General features: G+C 68.8%; 13 protein-coding genes. 3 read left to right on the top strand and 10 right to left on the bottom strand.

Features of this window, described 5'->3' with window-relative positions:
- Window positions 1-110 precede the first annotated feature (110 nt).
- A complete protein-coding gene (locus TSB10P1A_RS11800) occupies window positions 111-950 on the top strand; it encodes a CoA ester lyase (protein WP_186388123.1) in 840 nt (279 codons plus the stop codon).
- Window positions 951-1,027: 77 nt separating this feature from the next.
- Here TSB10P1A_RS11800 and TSB10P1A_RS11795 read toward each other — a convergent pair whose 3' ends face one another.
- The 7 genes from TSB10P1A_RS11795 to TSB10P1A_RS11765 form a co-directional block, all read right to left on the bottom strand.
- Entirely contained in the window at window positions 1,028-1,777 is a 750-nt protein-coding gene (locus TSB10P1A_RS11795; RefSeq protein ID WP_186388122.1) for an SDR family oxidoreductase, read from the bottom strand.
- Window positions 1,778-1,790: 13 nt separating this feature from the next.
- Window positions 1,791-3,245 (bottom strand): aldehyde dehydrogenase family protein, encoded by a 1,455-nt coding sequence (locus TSB10P1A_RS11790; RefSeq protein ID WP_186388121.1) that lies wholly within the window; start codon window positions 3,243-3,245, stop codon window positions 1,791-1,793.
- Entirely contained in the window at window positions 3,245-3,922 is a 678-nt protein-coding gene (locus tag TSB10P1A_RS11785) for an ABC transporter ATP-binding protein (RefSeq protein WP_186388120.1), read from the bottom strand. Before TSB10P1A_RS11785 ends, TSB10P1A_RS11790 begins: the two co-directional genes overlap by 1 nt.
- On the bottom strand, window positions 3,922-4,671 hold the full coding sequence (locus tag TSB10P1A_RS11780; protein WP_186388119.1) for an ABC transporter ATP-binding protein: 750 nt from the start codon (window positions 4,669-4,671) through the stop codon (window positions 3,922-3,924). The genes TSB10P1A_RS11785 and TSB10P1A_RS11780 overlap by 1 nt, the downstream gene beginning before the upstream one ends.
- Window positions 4,668-5,636 carry a branched-chain amino acid ABC transporter permease gene (locus tag TSB10P1A_RS11775; RefSeq protein WP_186388118.1) on the bottom strand — a complete coding sequence of 323 codons (969 nt, stop codon included), beginning with the start codon at window positions 5,634-5,636 and terminating at the stop codon, window positions 4,668-4,670. The genes TSB10P1A_RS11780 and TSB10P1A_RS11775 overlap by 4 nt, the downstream gene beginning before the upstream one ends.
- A 10-nt stretch (window positions 5,637-5,646) precedes the next feature.
- Window positions 5,647-6,552 carry a branched-chain amino acid ABC transporter permease gene (locus tag TSB10P1A_RS11770; protein WP_186388117.1) on the bottom strand — a complete coding sequence of 302 codons (906 nt, stop codon included), beginning with the start codon at window positions 6,550-6,552 and terminating at the stop codon, window positions 5,647-5,649.
- Window positions 6,553-6,739: 187 nt separating this feature from the next.
- Window positions 6,740-8,026, bottom strand: a complete 1,287-nt coding sequence (locus TSB10P1A_RS11765) for an ABC transporter substrate-binding protein (protein WP_186388116.1) — start codon at window positions 8,024-8,026, stop codon at window positions 6,740-6,742.
- Between the two features lie 431 nt (window positions 8,027-8,457).
- Here TSB10P1A_RS11765 and TSB10P1A_RS11760 point away from each other — a divergent pair, with 431 nt between their 5' ends.
- Window positions 8,458-9,582 carry a zinc-binding dehydrogenase gene (locus TSB10P1A_RS11760; RefSeq protein WP_186388478.1) on the top strand — a complete coding sequence of 375 codons (1,125 nt, stop codon included), beginning with the start codon at window positions 8,458-8,460 and terminating at the stop codon, window positions 9,580-9,582.
- A 21-nt stretch (window positions 9,583-9,603) separates the two neighbouring features.
- Window positions 9,604-10,542, top strand: a complete 939-nt coding sequence (locus tag TSB10P1A_RS11755; RefSeq protein WP_186388115.1) for a LysR family transcriptional regulator — start codon at window positions 9,604-9,606, stop codon at window positions 10,540-10,542.
- Between the two features lie 9 nt (window positions 10,543-10,551).
- On the opposite strand, the gene TSB10P1A_RS11750 is transcribed toward TSB10P1A_RS11755, so the two are convergent.
- Genes TSB10P1A_RS11750 through TSB10P1A_RS11740 form a run of 3 tightly spaced genes read right to left on the bottom strand, consistent with a single transcriptional unit; the run spans window position 10,552 to window position 13,867 of the window.
- On the bottom strand, window positions 10,552-11,373 hold the full coding sequence (locus TSB10P1A_RS11750; RefSeq protein WP_186388114.1) for a MaoC family dehydratase N-terminal domain-containing protein: 822 nt from the start codon (window positions 11,371-11,373) through the stop codon (window positions 10,552-10,554).
- On the bottom strand, window positions 11,370-12,689 hold the full coding sequence (locus tag TSB10P1A_RS11745; RefSeq protein ID WP_186388113.1) for an MmgE/PrpD family protein: 1,320 nt from the start codon (window positions 12,687-12,689) through the stop codon (window positions 11,370-11,372). The genes TSB10P1A_RS11750 and TSB10P1A_RS11745 overlap by 4 nt, the downstream gene beginning before the upstream one ends.
- Window positions 12,686-13,867, bottom strand: a complete 1,182-nt coding sequence (locus TSB10P1A_RS11740) for an acyl-CoA dehydrogenase family protein (RefSeq protein WP_186388112.1) — start codon at window positions 13,865-13,867, stop codon at window positions 12,686-12,688. The genes TSB10P1A_RS11745 and TSB10P1A_RS11740 overlap by 4 nt, the downstream gene beginning before the upstream one ends.
- Between the last annotated feature and the right edge of the window lie 65 nt (window positions 13,868-13,932).

The raw sequence follows: 13,932 nt of genomic DNA, 5'->3' as shown, positions 1-13,932 counted from the left end.
ATAGCCGCGATCAATGAGAGCGGGCCGAAATCGCTATTGGCGCGGCCGCCGCCGCCGGGCTCTTGTGCTCCTTGCACCTTTTCCGAACAACGCATCTGGCGGATGACATCATGACGCACCCGAACGAGACGGCCGCTGGAATCGGCCGCATCACCCTGCCGCTGTTCGTGCCCGGCGACCGGCCGGAGCGCTTCGCCAAGGCGGTCGCCGCCGGCGCCGATGCGGTCATCGTCGATCTGGAGGACGCGGTCGCCCCCGCCGCCAAGGAGGCCGCGCGCGCCGGGCTTGCCGAGGCGCTGGCGCCGCTTCTGAGGCCGGCGCGCGTCCTTGTGCGCGTCAATGCCGGCGGCACGCCCTGGCACGCGGCGGACCTTGCCGCCTGCGCCGGCATTGCCGGCCTTGCCGGCATCGTCCTGCCCAAGGCGGAGACGGCGGGTGATTGCGCGCGCGTTACGGATGCCACCGGCCTGCCGGTGATCGCGCTCATCGAGAGCGCCCGCGGCCTTGCCAATGCCGGCGAGGTCGCCGGTGCCAGCACCCGGCTCGCCTTCGGCTCCATCGATTTCGCCGCCGATCTCGGCATGGCGCATGAGCGCGAGGTGCTGCGCCCGGCGCGGTTCGCGCTGGCGATGGCCGCGCGCCTTGCCGGCCAGTCCGGCCCCATCGACGGGGTGACGACGGCGCTCAGGGACGAGGAGGCGATCATCGGCGACTGCCGCCATGCCGTGGACATGGGCTTTGCCGGCAAGCTGCTCATCCATCCGGCGCAGATCGCGCCGGCCCGCCGTGGCTTTGCGCCGTCTGAGGCCGAGTGCGAATGGGCGCAGCGGGTGCTGGCGGCGGTGGAAGGGGGCGCTGCGGCGGTCGCCGTCGACGGGGCGATGGTCGATGCGCCGGTGATCGCCAGGGCCCGGCAGATCCTGGCCCGCGCCGGCTCCGCCGCCGGCTGACAGGTGCCTCTTCGCAAAAAAAGACGCCCGCGCCATCGGCACGGGCGTCAGTCGCGGGGCAGGGGACCCCAGGCTGCTCAGATGGTGCGGCCGCCATCGACCTCGAGGATGACGCCGGTGATGAAGTCGGCTTCGTCGGAGGCAAGGTAGAGCGCCGCATTGGCGATGTCGCGCGGCTGCGACAGGCGGCCGAGCGGGATGGTGGCGAGGAACTTCTCGCGGTTCTCCGGCGTGTCCGGCATGCCCATGAACTGCTCCAGCAGGCCGGTGACGCCCATCACCGGGGCGATGCCGTTGACGCGGATCCTGTCGGGGGCGAGCTCGACGGCAAGGCTGCGGGTCATCAGGTTCACCGCGCCCTTCGACGAGTTGTACCAGGTCAGGCCCGGACGCGGCCGGATGCCGGCGGTCGAGCCGATATTGATCATCACGCCGGCGCCCTGCTCGCGCCACACCGGCACGCAGGTCTTGGTCATGTGGAAGATCGACAGCACGTTGATGTCGTAGATCTTGCGGAAGGTCGCCTCGTCGGTCTCCATCAACGGCCGGTTCGGGTTGGTCCAGCCGGCATTGTTGACCACGATGTCGAGCGAGCCGAAGGCCTCGCAGGTCTTCGCAACGGCCGCCGCCACGTCCTCGGCCCTGGAGACGTCGCACTTGATGGCGATGGCCGCATCGCCGAGCTCGGCGGCGACAGCCTTCGCGCCGTCCTCGTTGAGGTCGACGATCGCCACCTTGGCGCCTTCGCGCACATAGGTCTCGGCGATGCCCTTGCCGAAGCCGGAGGCGGCACCGGTGACGAGAGTGGTCTTTCCTTGAAGTCGCATGTCCTTGCTGTCCTCAGCCGTGATTGTGGACGACGGTCTTGATGTGGGAGAACTCGTGCAGCGCCGCGAAGCCCTTCTCGCGGCCATGGCCGGACTTGCGGATGCCGCCGAAGGGCAGCTCGATGCCGCCGCCCGCGCCATAGCCGTTGATGAAGACCTGGCCGCAATGCATCGCCTTGGCGACGCGCTGCTGGCGGCCGCCGTCGCGGGTCCAGATGCCGGCGACGAGGCCGTAGTCGGTGCCGTTGGCGATGCGGATCGCCTCCGCCTCGTCCTCGAAAGGGATGGCGCAGAGCACCGGTCCGAACACTTCCTCCTGGGCGATCTTCGAGTTCGGGTCGCAGGGGCCGAACAGCGCGGCGGCGACATAGTAGCCGCCCTCCGGCGAGCCCTCGGCGATGGTTCCGCGGGCGACCAGCGGCGCGTCGGCCTCGGCGATATAGGTCTCCACCCGCTTCTTCTGGCGGGCCGAGATCAGCGGCCCGAGCACCGCATCCTCGCCGGAATCGGAGGCCGCGACGGCCGCAAAGCGGGTCTTCAACTCGGCCATCACCGTGTCGTAGATGCCGCGCTGGATCAGCACGCGCGAGCCGGCCGAGCAGGTCTGGCCGCCGTTCTGGATGATGGCGTTGACCAGCACCGGATAGACCGCGTCGAGATCGGCATCGTCGAAGATGATCTGCGGCGACTTGCCGCCGAGCTCCAGCGTGCAGCCGATGAAGTTGCGCGCCGCCGCCGTCTGGATCAGCACGCCGACCTCCGGCGAGCCGGTGAAGGACAGGAAGTCGACCTTGCGATGCTCCGACAGGGCCTTGCCGGCGACCTCGCCGCGGCCGGTGACGATGTTGATGGCGCCGGCCGGGAAGTCGACCTCCATCGCCAGCTCGCCGAGGCGCAGGGCGGTCAGGCAGGCGTCCTCGGCCGGCTTCAGCACGGTGGCGTTGCCCATGGCCAGCGCCGGGGCGATCGAGCGGCCGAACATCTGCGCCGGGTAGTTCCACGGGATGATATGGCCGGTGACGCCATGCGGCTCGCGCAGCACCTGCACATTGTAGCCGTTGAGGAACGGAATGACCTCGCCATGCACCTTGTCGGCGGCGCCGCCGTAATATTCGAAGTAGCGGGCGGTGGCGATCATGTCGGCGCGCGACTGCTTGATCGGCTTGCCGTTGTCCAGGGTCTCCAGCCGGGCCAGCGCCTCGGCCTCCTCCAGGATGCGGGCGCCGAGGGCCATCATCAGCTGGCCGCGCTCGGCCGCCGTCAGCTTCGACCAGGGCCCGCCGTCGAAGGCGGCGCGGGCGGCGGCGACCGCCGCATCGACATCCTCCGGGCCGCTGTCGGCAATCCTCGTGAACACCTCGCCGTCGATCGGCGAGCGCACGTCCATCTCCTTGCCGGAGGCCGCCGGCACCCATCTCCCGTCGATCAGGTTGAGGGCGCGGGGCAGGGGGACGTTGGTGGCTTTCATCAGTGGGTCCTTTCGTGCTCGAGCGAGCTTTCGGAGATCTCTCCGCGCTCGATCAGCAGCGTGCGGCTGGCGAAGCCGCGCAGCAGTGCGGGGTTGGATTCGGTGATGATCAGGGTGACGGTGCGGTCGGCGTCGCGCAGCGCCTTCAGCGCCTCGGCATAGCGCAGCGCCAGCGCCGGGGCGAGGCCCTGGAACGGCTCGTCGAGCATGATCAGGCGGGTGCCGAGCATCAGGGCGCGGCCGAGCGCCACCATCTTGCCCTGGCCGCCGGAGACATTGCCGGCCGGGCGGCCGGCCATTTCCCGCAGCTCGGGCAGGATCGTGTAGACCCGGTCGAGCCGGCGCTGGGTCTCCGCCGCATCCAGCTTGGCGACCTGCGCCGGCAGCAGGATGTTCTCCTCCACGGTGAAGGCGGAGAACAGCCGCCGGTCCTCCGGCGCGTAGCCGATGCCAAGGCCCGGACGCTTCGCCGGCATCAGGCCGGTGATGTCCTCACCATCGAAGCGGATGCTGCCGGTGACCGTAGTGAAGCCCATGATCGAGCGCAGCAGGGTGGTCTTGCCGGCGCCGTTGCGGCCGATCAGGGCCACCGTCTCGGCGGCGGCGATGGAAACGTCGAGATTGCGCAGGATCGGGATGATGCCGATCGAGGCGCCGACATTGCTCAGTTCCAGCATCACACGGCCTCCCCGATGACGTCGCGGATCACGTCGGGATGGCGCAGGATTTCCTCCGGCGATCCCTGCATCTGCAGCCGCCCGGCGGCCCACACGGCGACCTCGTCGGCATAGCGCGAGACGATGCCCATGTCGTGCTCGACGAAGACGCTCGTCACCTTCGCCTCGGCCAGCGCCTTGACCAGGATTTCCATGACCTTGAACTTCTCCGAGGAGGCGACGCCCGAGGTCGGCTCGTCCATCAGCAGCAGCTTCGGCCGCAGGGCCAGCGCCACGGCGATGTCGACCAGCTTGCGCTGGCCTTCCGAGAGTTCCACCACCAGCCGGTCGGCGACATCGGCGCAGCCGACCATGTCGAGCAGGTGCAGCATCTCCGCCCGCTCGCGGATCCGGTGCAGGTCCTGCAAGGGATTGCCGAGCTGCTCGCGGGCGGCGGCCGAGATCAGGAGGTTCTCCAGCGCCGTGTGCTCGGTGAAGAGCTGCGGGATCTGGAAGGCGCGGGCGACGCCGAGCCGCACGATGCGGCGCGGCGGCAGCGGCGTCACGTCCTGGCCCTCGAAATAGACCCTGCCCCTGGTCGGCTTGATCCAGCCGGTGCAGATGTTGAGGAATGTCGTCTTGCCGGCGCCGTTCGGGCCGATGATCGCAAGGTTCTTGCCCCGCTCGATGGCGAGCGACACGTCGTCGGCGGCGACGACGCCGCCGAAGCTGATCTGCAGGTTGCGGGCTTCGAGAAGGATCTCGCTCATTCCGACCTCCCTTTGCCGGTCAGGCCTTTGCCGGTCAGTCGGGCAAGCGCCGCGTCGTAGATGCCGATCACGCCCTTGGGGGCGAACAGGATGATGACCAGCAGGAAGCCGCCGAGCACCAACTGCCAGATGTCGCCGGCGAAGGCGGAGGCATAGACGCGCACGGCCTCGTAGATCACCGCGCCGACAAAGGCGCCGGCGACGGAGCCGGCCCCGCCGAGCACGGCGATGAACACCATCTCGCCGGAGCGGATCCACCAGGCGAATTCCGGCGTCACCACACCCTGGACGATGCCCATGATGACGCCGCCGGTGCCGCACAGCGCCGCCGACAGGATATAGCCGGACAGCAGCGCGCGCTGCGGCGAGACGCCGAGATATTGCAGGCGGGTCTCGTTGGTCTTGATGGTCTGGAAGATCTGCCCGGTCGGCGAGGCGAACCAGCGGATGGTGAACCAGCCGAGAAGGAGCACCAGCGCCACCGACAGGTAGAACATGATCAGCTCGAACGGCCCGCGCTCCAGCGCCATGCCGAACACGGTCGGGCGCGGCAGGCGGATGCCGTCGGCGCCGCCCGTGTAGTGGTAGAACTTCTCCAGGATCGACCAGAAGATCATCGAGAAGGCAAGGTTCAGCATGCCGAAGAAGATGCCGCGATAGCGCACCACGAACAGGCCGACAACGATGCCCGACAGCACCGCGCCGGAAATCGCGACGAGGAGCACCAGGGCAAGGTCGGCGCCGGGCATGGAGGCCGACAGGAAGGCGGCGGCATAGGCGGCGATGGCGAAATAGAGCGCGTGGCCGAAGGAGACCTGGCCGGCGCGCAGCAGCACCGTCACGCCGACGACGGCAATGCCCTTGGCGAGCGCCAGGTTCATCAGGAGCTGGAGCTGCGGCGCGGCGAAGGGGATCGCGGCGACGGCGAGTATGAGAAGGGCCGGAATGGCCAGACGAAGGGTCATCCGCTCCTCCTCAGATCTTGCGGGCGGTCGGGCTGCCGAACAGCCCTTCCGGGCGCACCAGCAGGACGATCAGCATGATGAGATAGGGGACGAGCACCGCCGTCTCCGGCCAGACATAGACGGCGAAGGAGCGGCCGAGGCCGATCAGCAGCGCGGTGAAGGCCGCGCCCTCGATCTGGCCGAGGCCGGCGGTCGCCACCACGGCGAAGGACAGCACGATCATGTCCGCGCCCATGCCCGGCAGGATCGAGGTGGTGGGCGAGGCCAGCGCGCCGCCGAGCCCGGCAAGGGCGGCGCCGACGATGAAGGTCACCAGGAACACCTTGTCGGCATTGATGCCGATCGACTGCGCCGCCTCGCGGTCCTCGGTGGTCGCCAGGATCAGCTTGCCGAGGATGGTGTGGCGCAGGAAGAAGCGCAGGCCCACCAGCAGCGTCAGGGCCAGCAGCGGCAGCAGGATCAACTGATAGACCGTGTAGTTGACGCCGAACACCCGCACCATGCCGAGCGCCTGCAGCGCCGCGGCCTGGAAATAGGGCTGGGTGCCCCAGACCAGCCGCTGCACGTCCTCCAGGATCATGAACACGGCGAAGGTCACCAGCAGTTGCAGCACTTCCGGCTTGTTGTAGATCCGGCGCAGCAGCAGCCATTCGATCGGGCCGCCGACCAGCACGCCGACCAGCACCGCCGAGGCGATCATCAGCGGGAAGGCGAGCAGCGGCGCGAAGCCGAGCGCCAGCGCATAGCCGGTGAGCGTGGCCGTCAGATACGCCCCGACCGCATAGAGCGAGCCGTGCGCGACATTGAGGATGCGCATCACGCCGAAGATCAGCGTGAGCCCCACGGCGACACTGAAGACGAGGGCCGCATAGGCGATGCCGTCGAACAGGGCCAGAAGGAATATGGTGAGGTTCATGGTCGTCCATTCAGGTCAATGGGCGGATCAGGGGGCGGCACGGCGCGCGAGGCGGGGCGCGGCGGCTGTTTCGAAACCGCCCCGGGCGGGAGGCCGTCCGGGGCGGTTCGGGAGGAGGGCGGGGCGCGCCGGCCCCGCCCGCTCATGCTTCGCCGGCTTACGTGTCGCCGGCTTACTTGTCGCCAGGTTACTTCTCGTAAGCGTCGATCTTGACGCTCTCGACATATTCCGGGGTGAGCTGGCTGACCCAGGCGACCGACTCCTGGCCGACCGGGGTGGTCAGCGCGGCGCCGTCGAAGATCATGATGTTCTCCAGCGTGGCGAAGGGATAGTCGCCGGTCTGGACGCTCATGCCGAGGAGCTGCGCCTCGATGCCCTGGTTGTCCTCGCGGATCGTCACCTCGCGGCCGAGGCCCTGGAAGGTCAGGCCCTCGAAGGCGGCGACGACGTCGTCCTTCTCCGGCCACTCGCCGCCCTTGGCCGCGATCGCCTTGTCATAGGCCGCCTTCAGCGCGGCGAGCGCCTGCGACATGTGGAAGACGGGATAGATCGCATGGGCGCCGGTCTTCTCGCGGAAGGCGGTCATGAACGCCTGGAAGTCGGCATCGTCCCGGCGCTCGGGATGCAGGAAGTAGTGGTCGCCGCGCGCGCCGATGATATGGCCGGCCGGCAGGGTCGAGCCGAGCCGCTCCAGCGAGCTTTCGGCGAGCGGAATGACGAAGGTCGAGGAGTTCATCAGGCCGCGCTGGGCCGCCTGCTGGATGAACGTGTCGAGGTCGCCGCCCCAGGAGGTCGACAGGATGACGTCCGGCTGCATCGCCTGCAGGCGGGAGATCTCGGTGGAGAAGTCGGCGGCGCCGAACTTGGGGAAGAACTCGCCGACCACCTGGACGTCCGGCTTCAAGGCCTTCAGCGCGGCGGAGAAGATCTGCCAGCTATCGCGGCCCCAGGCATAGTCCTGGTTGACGACGGCGATGGTCTTGAAGTCCGGCTTGACCTTCAGCAGGTAGAGCACGGTGGCGAGCATTTCCGGCGTGGCGTTGGCCTGGGTGCGGAAGACGTATTTGTAGTCGTTCTGCTCGAAGATCTGCTGGGTGCCGCAGTCCCACATCAGGTTGAGCACCTTGAGGTCCTCGGCGAGCGGGGCCAGCGTCTGGCAGTTGCCGGAGGAGATCGCGCCCATCATCGCATGGGCACCGGCCTCGACCTGGCGGCGGAACTCGGTGGTCAGCGCCTCGGCGCCGGCGCCCTCGTCGATGAAGGACAGGCGCACCGGCACGCCGCCGATGCCGCCTTCGGCATTGAGCTTCTCGACGATGATCTCGGCCGCATCGCGCGCCGGCACGCCGAAGACCGAGGCCGGGCCGGTCAGGAAGGTGGTGATGCCGACCCTCAGCTCGGCCGGCTTTTCCGCCGCCAGGGCGGCAAACGGGGCCGCGAGGATCGCCGCCGTGGTAAGCAGGAATTTCCGCATGGTTTCACTCCCTTTCAAGGTTGCCGCGGGCGATTGCGTGCCGCCCGCGTGTCGGTTCGCTCCGTCAGTTGCTGGCGGAGGCTGCGAGGGGTCTCGTCTGGTGAACTCGGCCTGGGACCGCCGGCGCGGGGCGTGTGCCACGGCTTGCGCGGGGCTGTCGGCGGCGCATGGCTTGCGCGGGTCGGCAGTCGGCTCTCATCGCTTCCCTCCCAGAGCATGTGAGACGAGCGAGCCTAGGTATTGCCGACAGGGTGCACCAATAATTTGCTTGGTGCTCGGCTATTGCAAAAACCTATGGCCCGGGACGAAACGCCATTTAGGGTCTGTCCTCGGGGGCGTTTGCCGCTAGCATCCCCCCGAACAATGGGGCCGCATCGCGGGCGCCTGGGCGAAGAAGACCCCGGGCGAAGAAGACAATGAAGGGTGGAGACATGAAGATCACGGCGGCGGTGCTGGAGCGCGGCGAGGTCAAGGGCAACTACGCGGCGGAGAAGCCGCTGACCGTGCGCGAGGTCGAGCTGGCGCCGCCCGGTCCCGGCGAGGTGCTGATCCGCATCGCCGCAGCGGGCGTCTGCCATTCCGACCTCTCGGTGATCAACGGCACTCGGCCGCGGCCGCTGCCGATGGTGCTTGGCCACGAGGCCTCCGGCTATGTCGAGGAGGTCGGCGCGGGCGTCGACGACCTTGCGCCCGGCGATCACGTCGTGTGCATCTTCGCGCCCGGCTGCGGCCGCTGTACCCCGTGTGCGGAAGGCCGGCCGGCCCTGTGCGAGAAGGCGGCGAAGCATCACGGCGTCGGCGAGCTGATGACCGGCCACCGCCGATTGTCGATGGACGGGCGGCCCGTGCATCATCACGTCGGCATCTCCGCCTTCGCCAGCCATGCGGTGGTCGCCCGCCAGTCGCTGGTCAAGGCCGACCAGGACATCGCCCCGCATATCTCGACGCTGTTCTCCTGCGCCATGCTGACGGGCGCCGGCGCGGTGTTCAACACCGCCCATATCAAGCCGGGCGCCAAGGTCGCGGTGGTCGGCATCGGCGGTGTCGGCATGGCCGCGATCCTCGGCGCAGCCGCCGCCGGGGCCGGGCAGATCGTCGCCATCGACCCGTTCGAGAACAAGCTCGCCGTCGCCCGGCAGATGGGCGCGACCGACGCGGTCAAGGCGGACGAGGCGACCGTCGAGGCGGTGCGGGACCTCACCAAGGGCGGCGTCGACTATGCGTTCGAGCTCGCCGGCTCGGTGCGGGCGCTGGAGACCGCCTACGACATCACCCGGCGCGGCGGCACCACGGTCACCGCCGGCCTGCCGCATCCGGATTCGCGCATGGCGCTCAACGCCTTGAAGCTGGTCGCCGAGGAGCGCTCGCTGAAGGGCAGCTATATCGGCTCCTGCGTGCCGCAGCGCGACCTGCCGCGCATGTTCGCGCTGCATCGCCGAGGCCTGCTGCCGGTGGAGAAGATGCTGAGCCACCGCCTGCCGCTTGCCGATATCAACGTGGCGATGGACCGGCTGGAAGACGGTTCGGCGATCCGCCAGGTGGTGGAGTTCGGCTGACAAACCGCTAATCTGCCCTCCATGGACATTCGCCACCTTCGCTATTTCATCGCCATTTCCGAGGCGCCGTCGCTCTCCGCGGCGGCGCAGGTGCTCGGCGTCGCCCAGCCGTCGCTGTCGCAATATGTCCAGCGGATGGAACAGGAGCTCGGCGTGCAGCTCGTCGCGCGCTCGCCGCGCGGCACGGTGCTGACCGAGGAGGGGCACCTCCTGGTGCGCCATGCCCGCGAGATCTGCGCCAGCATGGAGCATTGCATCGCGGAAATGCGCGACCTTGGCGGGGCGATCCGGGGCAAGGTCGGCTTCGGCATGCCGCCGTCGGTCTCCATGGTGATGTCGGTGCCGCTGGCCGAGACCGTCCGCGTCGAGCTGCCGGACGTGCGGCTGCGCGCCATCGAGGCGATGAGCGGCTATATCAAGAACTGGATCGAGGACGAGACGGTCGATATCGGCTTCATCTACGACCTGGAGAAGGTCGAGCATTTCCGCATCATCCACGTTCTGGACGAGCAGCTCTTCTTCTTCTCCGCGCCCGACACCTGGCCGCTCGATACCCCGCCCGGCGCGCCGGTGCCGATGCAGGCGCTGGAGAAGCTGGAGATGATCCTGCCCGGCGTCTCGCACGGGCTGCGCAAGACCATCGAGCGGCACGCGGCGGCCTGCGACGTCAATCTCAACGTCGTCATCGAGATGGATGCGATGACCCAGATCAAGGAGCTGGTGGCGCGGGGCTCCGGCCACACGATCTTCGCCCCCGCCGCCGTTCACGACTTCGTCGCGCGCGGCGAATTGCTCAAGGCGCCGATCGTCGAGCCGACGATCTCGCGCCCGGTCTATCTGGTCAGCAAGCCCTCCCGCTCGACCAGCCGCGCCTGCCGCGCGGTCGAGCAGATCACGCTGGAGGTCGCCCGCGACCTGGTGCGGCGCGGGATCTGGGAAGGCAACCTGATCGAAAGCTGAGGCTGTTCCTTAACGGGCGGTGGCTTGCATGGTCACCACCCCATCCTCGTCGCGCCGCACGCGCAGCTCCAGTCCGCCGTCCTCGGCCTCGCGCGCTTCGACGGTGACCGGCCGGCCACAGGTCAGCGGCGACAGGCCCCGATAGCTGAAGTCGCCGGGCAGCTTGCCGAGCAGGGCGGCGGCAAGGTTCTGCATCCAGATCGATTGCAGCGGCCCGTGCACCACCAGCCCGTCATAGCCCTCGACGCCGGTCGCGTAAGGTTGGTCATAGTGGATGCGGTGGCCGTTGAAGGTCAGCGCCGAATAGCGGAAGAGAAGCGTCGGCGTCGGCTCAACCTGCCAGCGTGCCAGCGCCTGCCAGTCTTCTGCCGGCAGCGGCGCGGTGGCGGCGCCGGGCTTCGGATCCTCGCGATAGACGATGTCGTGGCGCTCGACGACATGCGCCTCGCCGGCGACTTCATAGACATGGTCCAGCGTGACGAAGCCGAGCGGCCCGCTGCGGCCCTGCTTGAAGGTCACGTCGCGGATGGTGGTGACGCGGGTGACCTCGTCGCCGGGCGAGAACGCCTTGCGGTATTCCAGATGGCCGCCCGCCCACATGCGCCGGGGCAGGGGCAGCGCCGGCAGGAAGATCCCCGTGCGCGGATGGCCGTCGCGGCCGAGATCGCCGGGCTCGACCACGTCCGGTGCCAGGCACCAGTGCACGCCGGCCGGCACCTCGGTCTGCCACAGCATGCCGGACAGGGTCGCGCGGTAGCGCTGCAGCAGCTCGCGGTCGAGCGTCTCGCTCACCCGCCGCTGCCTGCCGATCCACTCCCCATAGTCGCTCATGCCGGTGCCCCCACCAGGGCGCCGAGGTCTGCGGCGGTCAGCCGGTCCAGCGTTTCGACCGCCTGCCGCAGCCGGTCGCCCTCTTCGCCGAGCAGCGCCGCCGCCTTGGCGGCAAGGCCGGCGGCAAGTTCCTCTTCGCCCAGCCGGCGAGCGAGATCGTGCGAGAAGGCGAGGCTGCGGCCGTCGGTGAGCTGCAACAGGCCCTCGGCCTGCATGTCGCTCAAGGCCGGATCGCCGTCGACGGTGATGCCGTCGGCGAAGACGGCAAGCTCTGCATCGGCGGCCAGCGCGTCGGTATAGGTGTCGTCGCGGGCGGTGTCGCGCCCGTCCAGCACCATGCCGGCCAGCCAATTGTAGCTGAACTTCACCTCCAGCCCGGTGCGCGGCGCCTTGATGTCGCAGACCGACAGCCAGCGCGGGTTGGTGCGCAGCACCATCGCGGCGATATCGCCGATGCCGATGCCTTCGTCGGCACGCACCGTGCGCAGCGCCTCGATCATCGCATGGGTGCCGTGGCAGCAGGCATGCAGCTTGTACTTGATGTCCTCGAAGAGGAACGTTCCCGGCGGCGGCGTCTCCCATCCGGCGTCCGGATCGGGCGCATCGGAATGGGTGGGGATGAAGCCTTGCGCGTTCATCAAGCCGTCGTCGGCGGAGGTGAAGCCGAGCGCCGCGAGCCTTGCGCATTCGACGCCATTGGCGGCGGCGATGCCGGCATTGTACGGCTTGCCCATGGTGCCGAACTGCGACTTGAGGCCGGAGGCGCGGGTGGCGCACAGCCCGATGGCGACGCGCATCTCGTCGCGGGTCAGGCCGAAGAGCCGCCCGGCAGCGATCGCCGCGCCGAAGGCGCCGGCCGTCGCCGTCTGGTGGAAGCCGCGATTGTAGTGAACGGACCCCAGCGCCATGCCGATGCGGATGGAGGCTTCCGCGCCGACCAGAAACGCCTCGACCACGGCCTCGGCGCTGGCGCCGACCGTTTCGCCGGCCGCGAGCGCCGCCGGGTAGATGCCGACGGAGGTATGGCCGATATGGCCGAAATGGGTGTCGTCATAGTCGAGCGCGTGGCTGGTCGCGCCGTTGACCAGCGCCGCCATGCGGGCCGGGGCGGGCGCGCCGCCGAACACCGAGGCGGTGCCGCGGCCGCCTTCCTCCTCCGCAAGCTGCCGCAGCTTGCCGGCCAGCGGCTCGGTGATGCCGGCCCGTCCGCAGACCAGCCAGTCGAACAGCGAGAAGCGGGCCATGGCGAGAGCCGGGGTCGGCAGCTCACCTGCCGGCAGCAGGGCAAGGTCGAGGATGCGGTCGATCAGCGTCATGCCTTCGGGGCCCCGTAGGATTTCGGCAGGCCGAGCACCTGCTCGGCGATGAAGCACAGGATCAGGTTGGTGGAGATCGGTGCCACCTGGTAGAGCCGCGCCTCGCGGAACTTGCGCTCCACGTCGTATTCCTCGGCGAAGCCGAAGCCGCCATGGGTCTGCAGGCAGGCCTCGGCCGCCTCCCAGCTCGCATCGGCGGCCAGCATCTTGGCGCTGTTGGCCTCCACCCCCGGATTGTGTCCGGCATCATACATGGCGGCGGCGCGGTAGACGATCGCCTCGGCCGCCATCATATGCGCATAGGCGCGGGCGAGCGGGAACTGCACGCCCTGGTTCCGGCCGATCGGCGCGCCGAAGATCACCCGCTCCTTGGCGTAGTTGGAGCCCTTCTCGATGAACCACTTGGCATCGCCGATGCACTCGGCGGCGATCAGGATGCGCTCGGAATTCATGCCCGAGAGGATGTAGCGGAAGCCCTTGCCCTCCTCGCCGATCAGGCTGGAGGCGGGAATGCGCGCGTTGTCGAAGAAGATCTCCGTCGTCGCGTGGTTGATCATCGTGCGGATCGGGCGGATCTCGACGCCGTTGCCCTTCAGCTCGCGCAGGTCGATGAGGAACACCGACAGGCCGTCGGTCTTGGATTTCACCTGGTCGCGCGGCGTCGTGCGGGCCAGCAGCACCATCAGGTCGGAGTGCTCGGCGCGGGAGATCCAGATCTTCTGGCCGTTGACGATGTAGTCGTCGCCGTCGCGCTTTGCCGTCGTCTTCAGCGCCAGCGTGTCGGTGCCGCTGGTCGGCTCGGTGACGCCGAAGGCCTGCAGGCGCAGCGTGCCGTCGGCGATGCCCGGCAGGTATTGCTGCTTCTGCGCGTCGCTGCCGTGCCGCAGCACCGTGCCCATCGTGTACATCTGGGCGTGGCAGGCGGCGGCGTTGCAGCCGTTGCGGTGGATCTCTTCCAGGATAACGGCGGAGGCCGACAGGTTGAGGCCCGACCCGCCGTATTCCTCCGGGATCATCGCGGCGAGATAGCCCTCGCGGATCAGCGCGTCGACGAAGTCCTTGGGATAGGCGCGGCGGGCGTCGAGGTCGCGCCAGTACTCGCCGGGGAACCCGGCGCAGACCTTGGCGACACCGTCGCGAATGGCGCTGTATTCGGCTGTCGGATCGAAGGCGTTCATGGTGTTTCCCGAGACGTCCAGCAGGCCACGGCGTTTAGCCCGGCCCGGAAATTGGCTGGGCGCAA

The organism is Stappia sp. TSB10P1A (genome assembly GCF_900185725.1).
GTDB lineage: Bacteria > Pseudomonadota > Alphaproteobacteria > Rhizobiales > Stappiaceae > Stappia.
This window is presented reverse-complemented; position numbering and strand designations above follow the sequence as displayed.

Coding starts and splice junctions, on each gene's coding strand:
- TSB10P1A_RS11800 (WP_186388123.1), top strand. CDS start 111: ATGACGCACCCGAACGAGACGGCCGCTGGAATCGGCCGCATCACCCTG.
- TSB10P1A_RS11795 (WP_186388122.1), bottom strand. CDS start 1,777: ATGCGACTTCAAGGAAAGACCACTCTCGTCACCGGTGCCGCCTCCGGC.
- TSB10P1A_RS11790 (WP_186388121.1), bottom strand. CDS start 3,245: ATGAAAGCCACCAACGTCCCCCTGCCCCGCGCCCTCAACCTGATCGAC.
- TSB10P1A_RS11785 (WP_186388120.1), bottom strand. CDS start 3,922: ATGCTGGAACTGAGCAATGTCGGCGCCTCGATCGGCATCATCCCGATC.
- TSB10P1A_RS11780 (WP_186388119.1), bottom strand. CDS start 4,671: ATGAGCGAGATCCTTCTCGAAGCCCGCAACCTGCAGATCAGCTTCGGC.
- TSB10P1A_RS11775 (WP_186388118.1), bottom strand. CDS start 5,636: ATGACCCTTCGTCTGGCCATTCCGGCCCTTCTCATACTCGCCGTCGCC.
- TSB10P1A_RS11770 (WP_186388117.1), bottom strand. CDS start 6,552: ATGAACCTCACCATATTCCTTCTGGCCCTGTTCGACGGCATCGCCTAT.
- TSB10P1A_RS11765 (WP_186388116.1), bottom strand. CDS start 8,026: ATGCGGAAATTCCTGCTTACCACGGCGGCGATCCTCGCGGCCCCGTTT.
- TSB10P1A_RS11760 (WP_186388478.1), top strand. CDS start 8,458: ATGAAGATCACGGCGGCGGTGCTGGAGCGCGGCGAGGTCAAGGGCAAC.
- TSB10P1A_RS11755 (WP_186388115.1), top strand. CDS start 9,604: ATGGACATTCGCCACCTTCGCTATTTCATCGCCATTTCCGAGGCGCCG.
- TSB10P1A_RS11750 (WP_186388114.1), bottom strand. CDS start 11,373: ATGAGCGACTATGGGGAGTGGATCGGCAGGCAGCGGCGGGTGAGCGAG.
- TSB10P1A_RS11745 (WP_186388113.1), bottom strand. CDS start 12,689: ATGACGCTGATCGACCGCATCCTCGACCTTGCCCTGCTGCCGGCAGGT.
- TSB10P1A_RS11740 (WP_186388112.1), bottom strand. CDS start 13,867: ATGAACGCCTTCGATCCGACAGCCGAATACAGCGCCATTCGCGACGGT.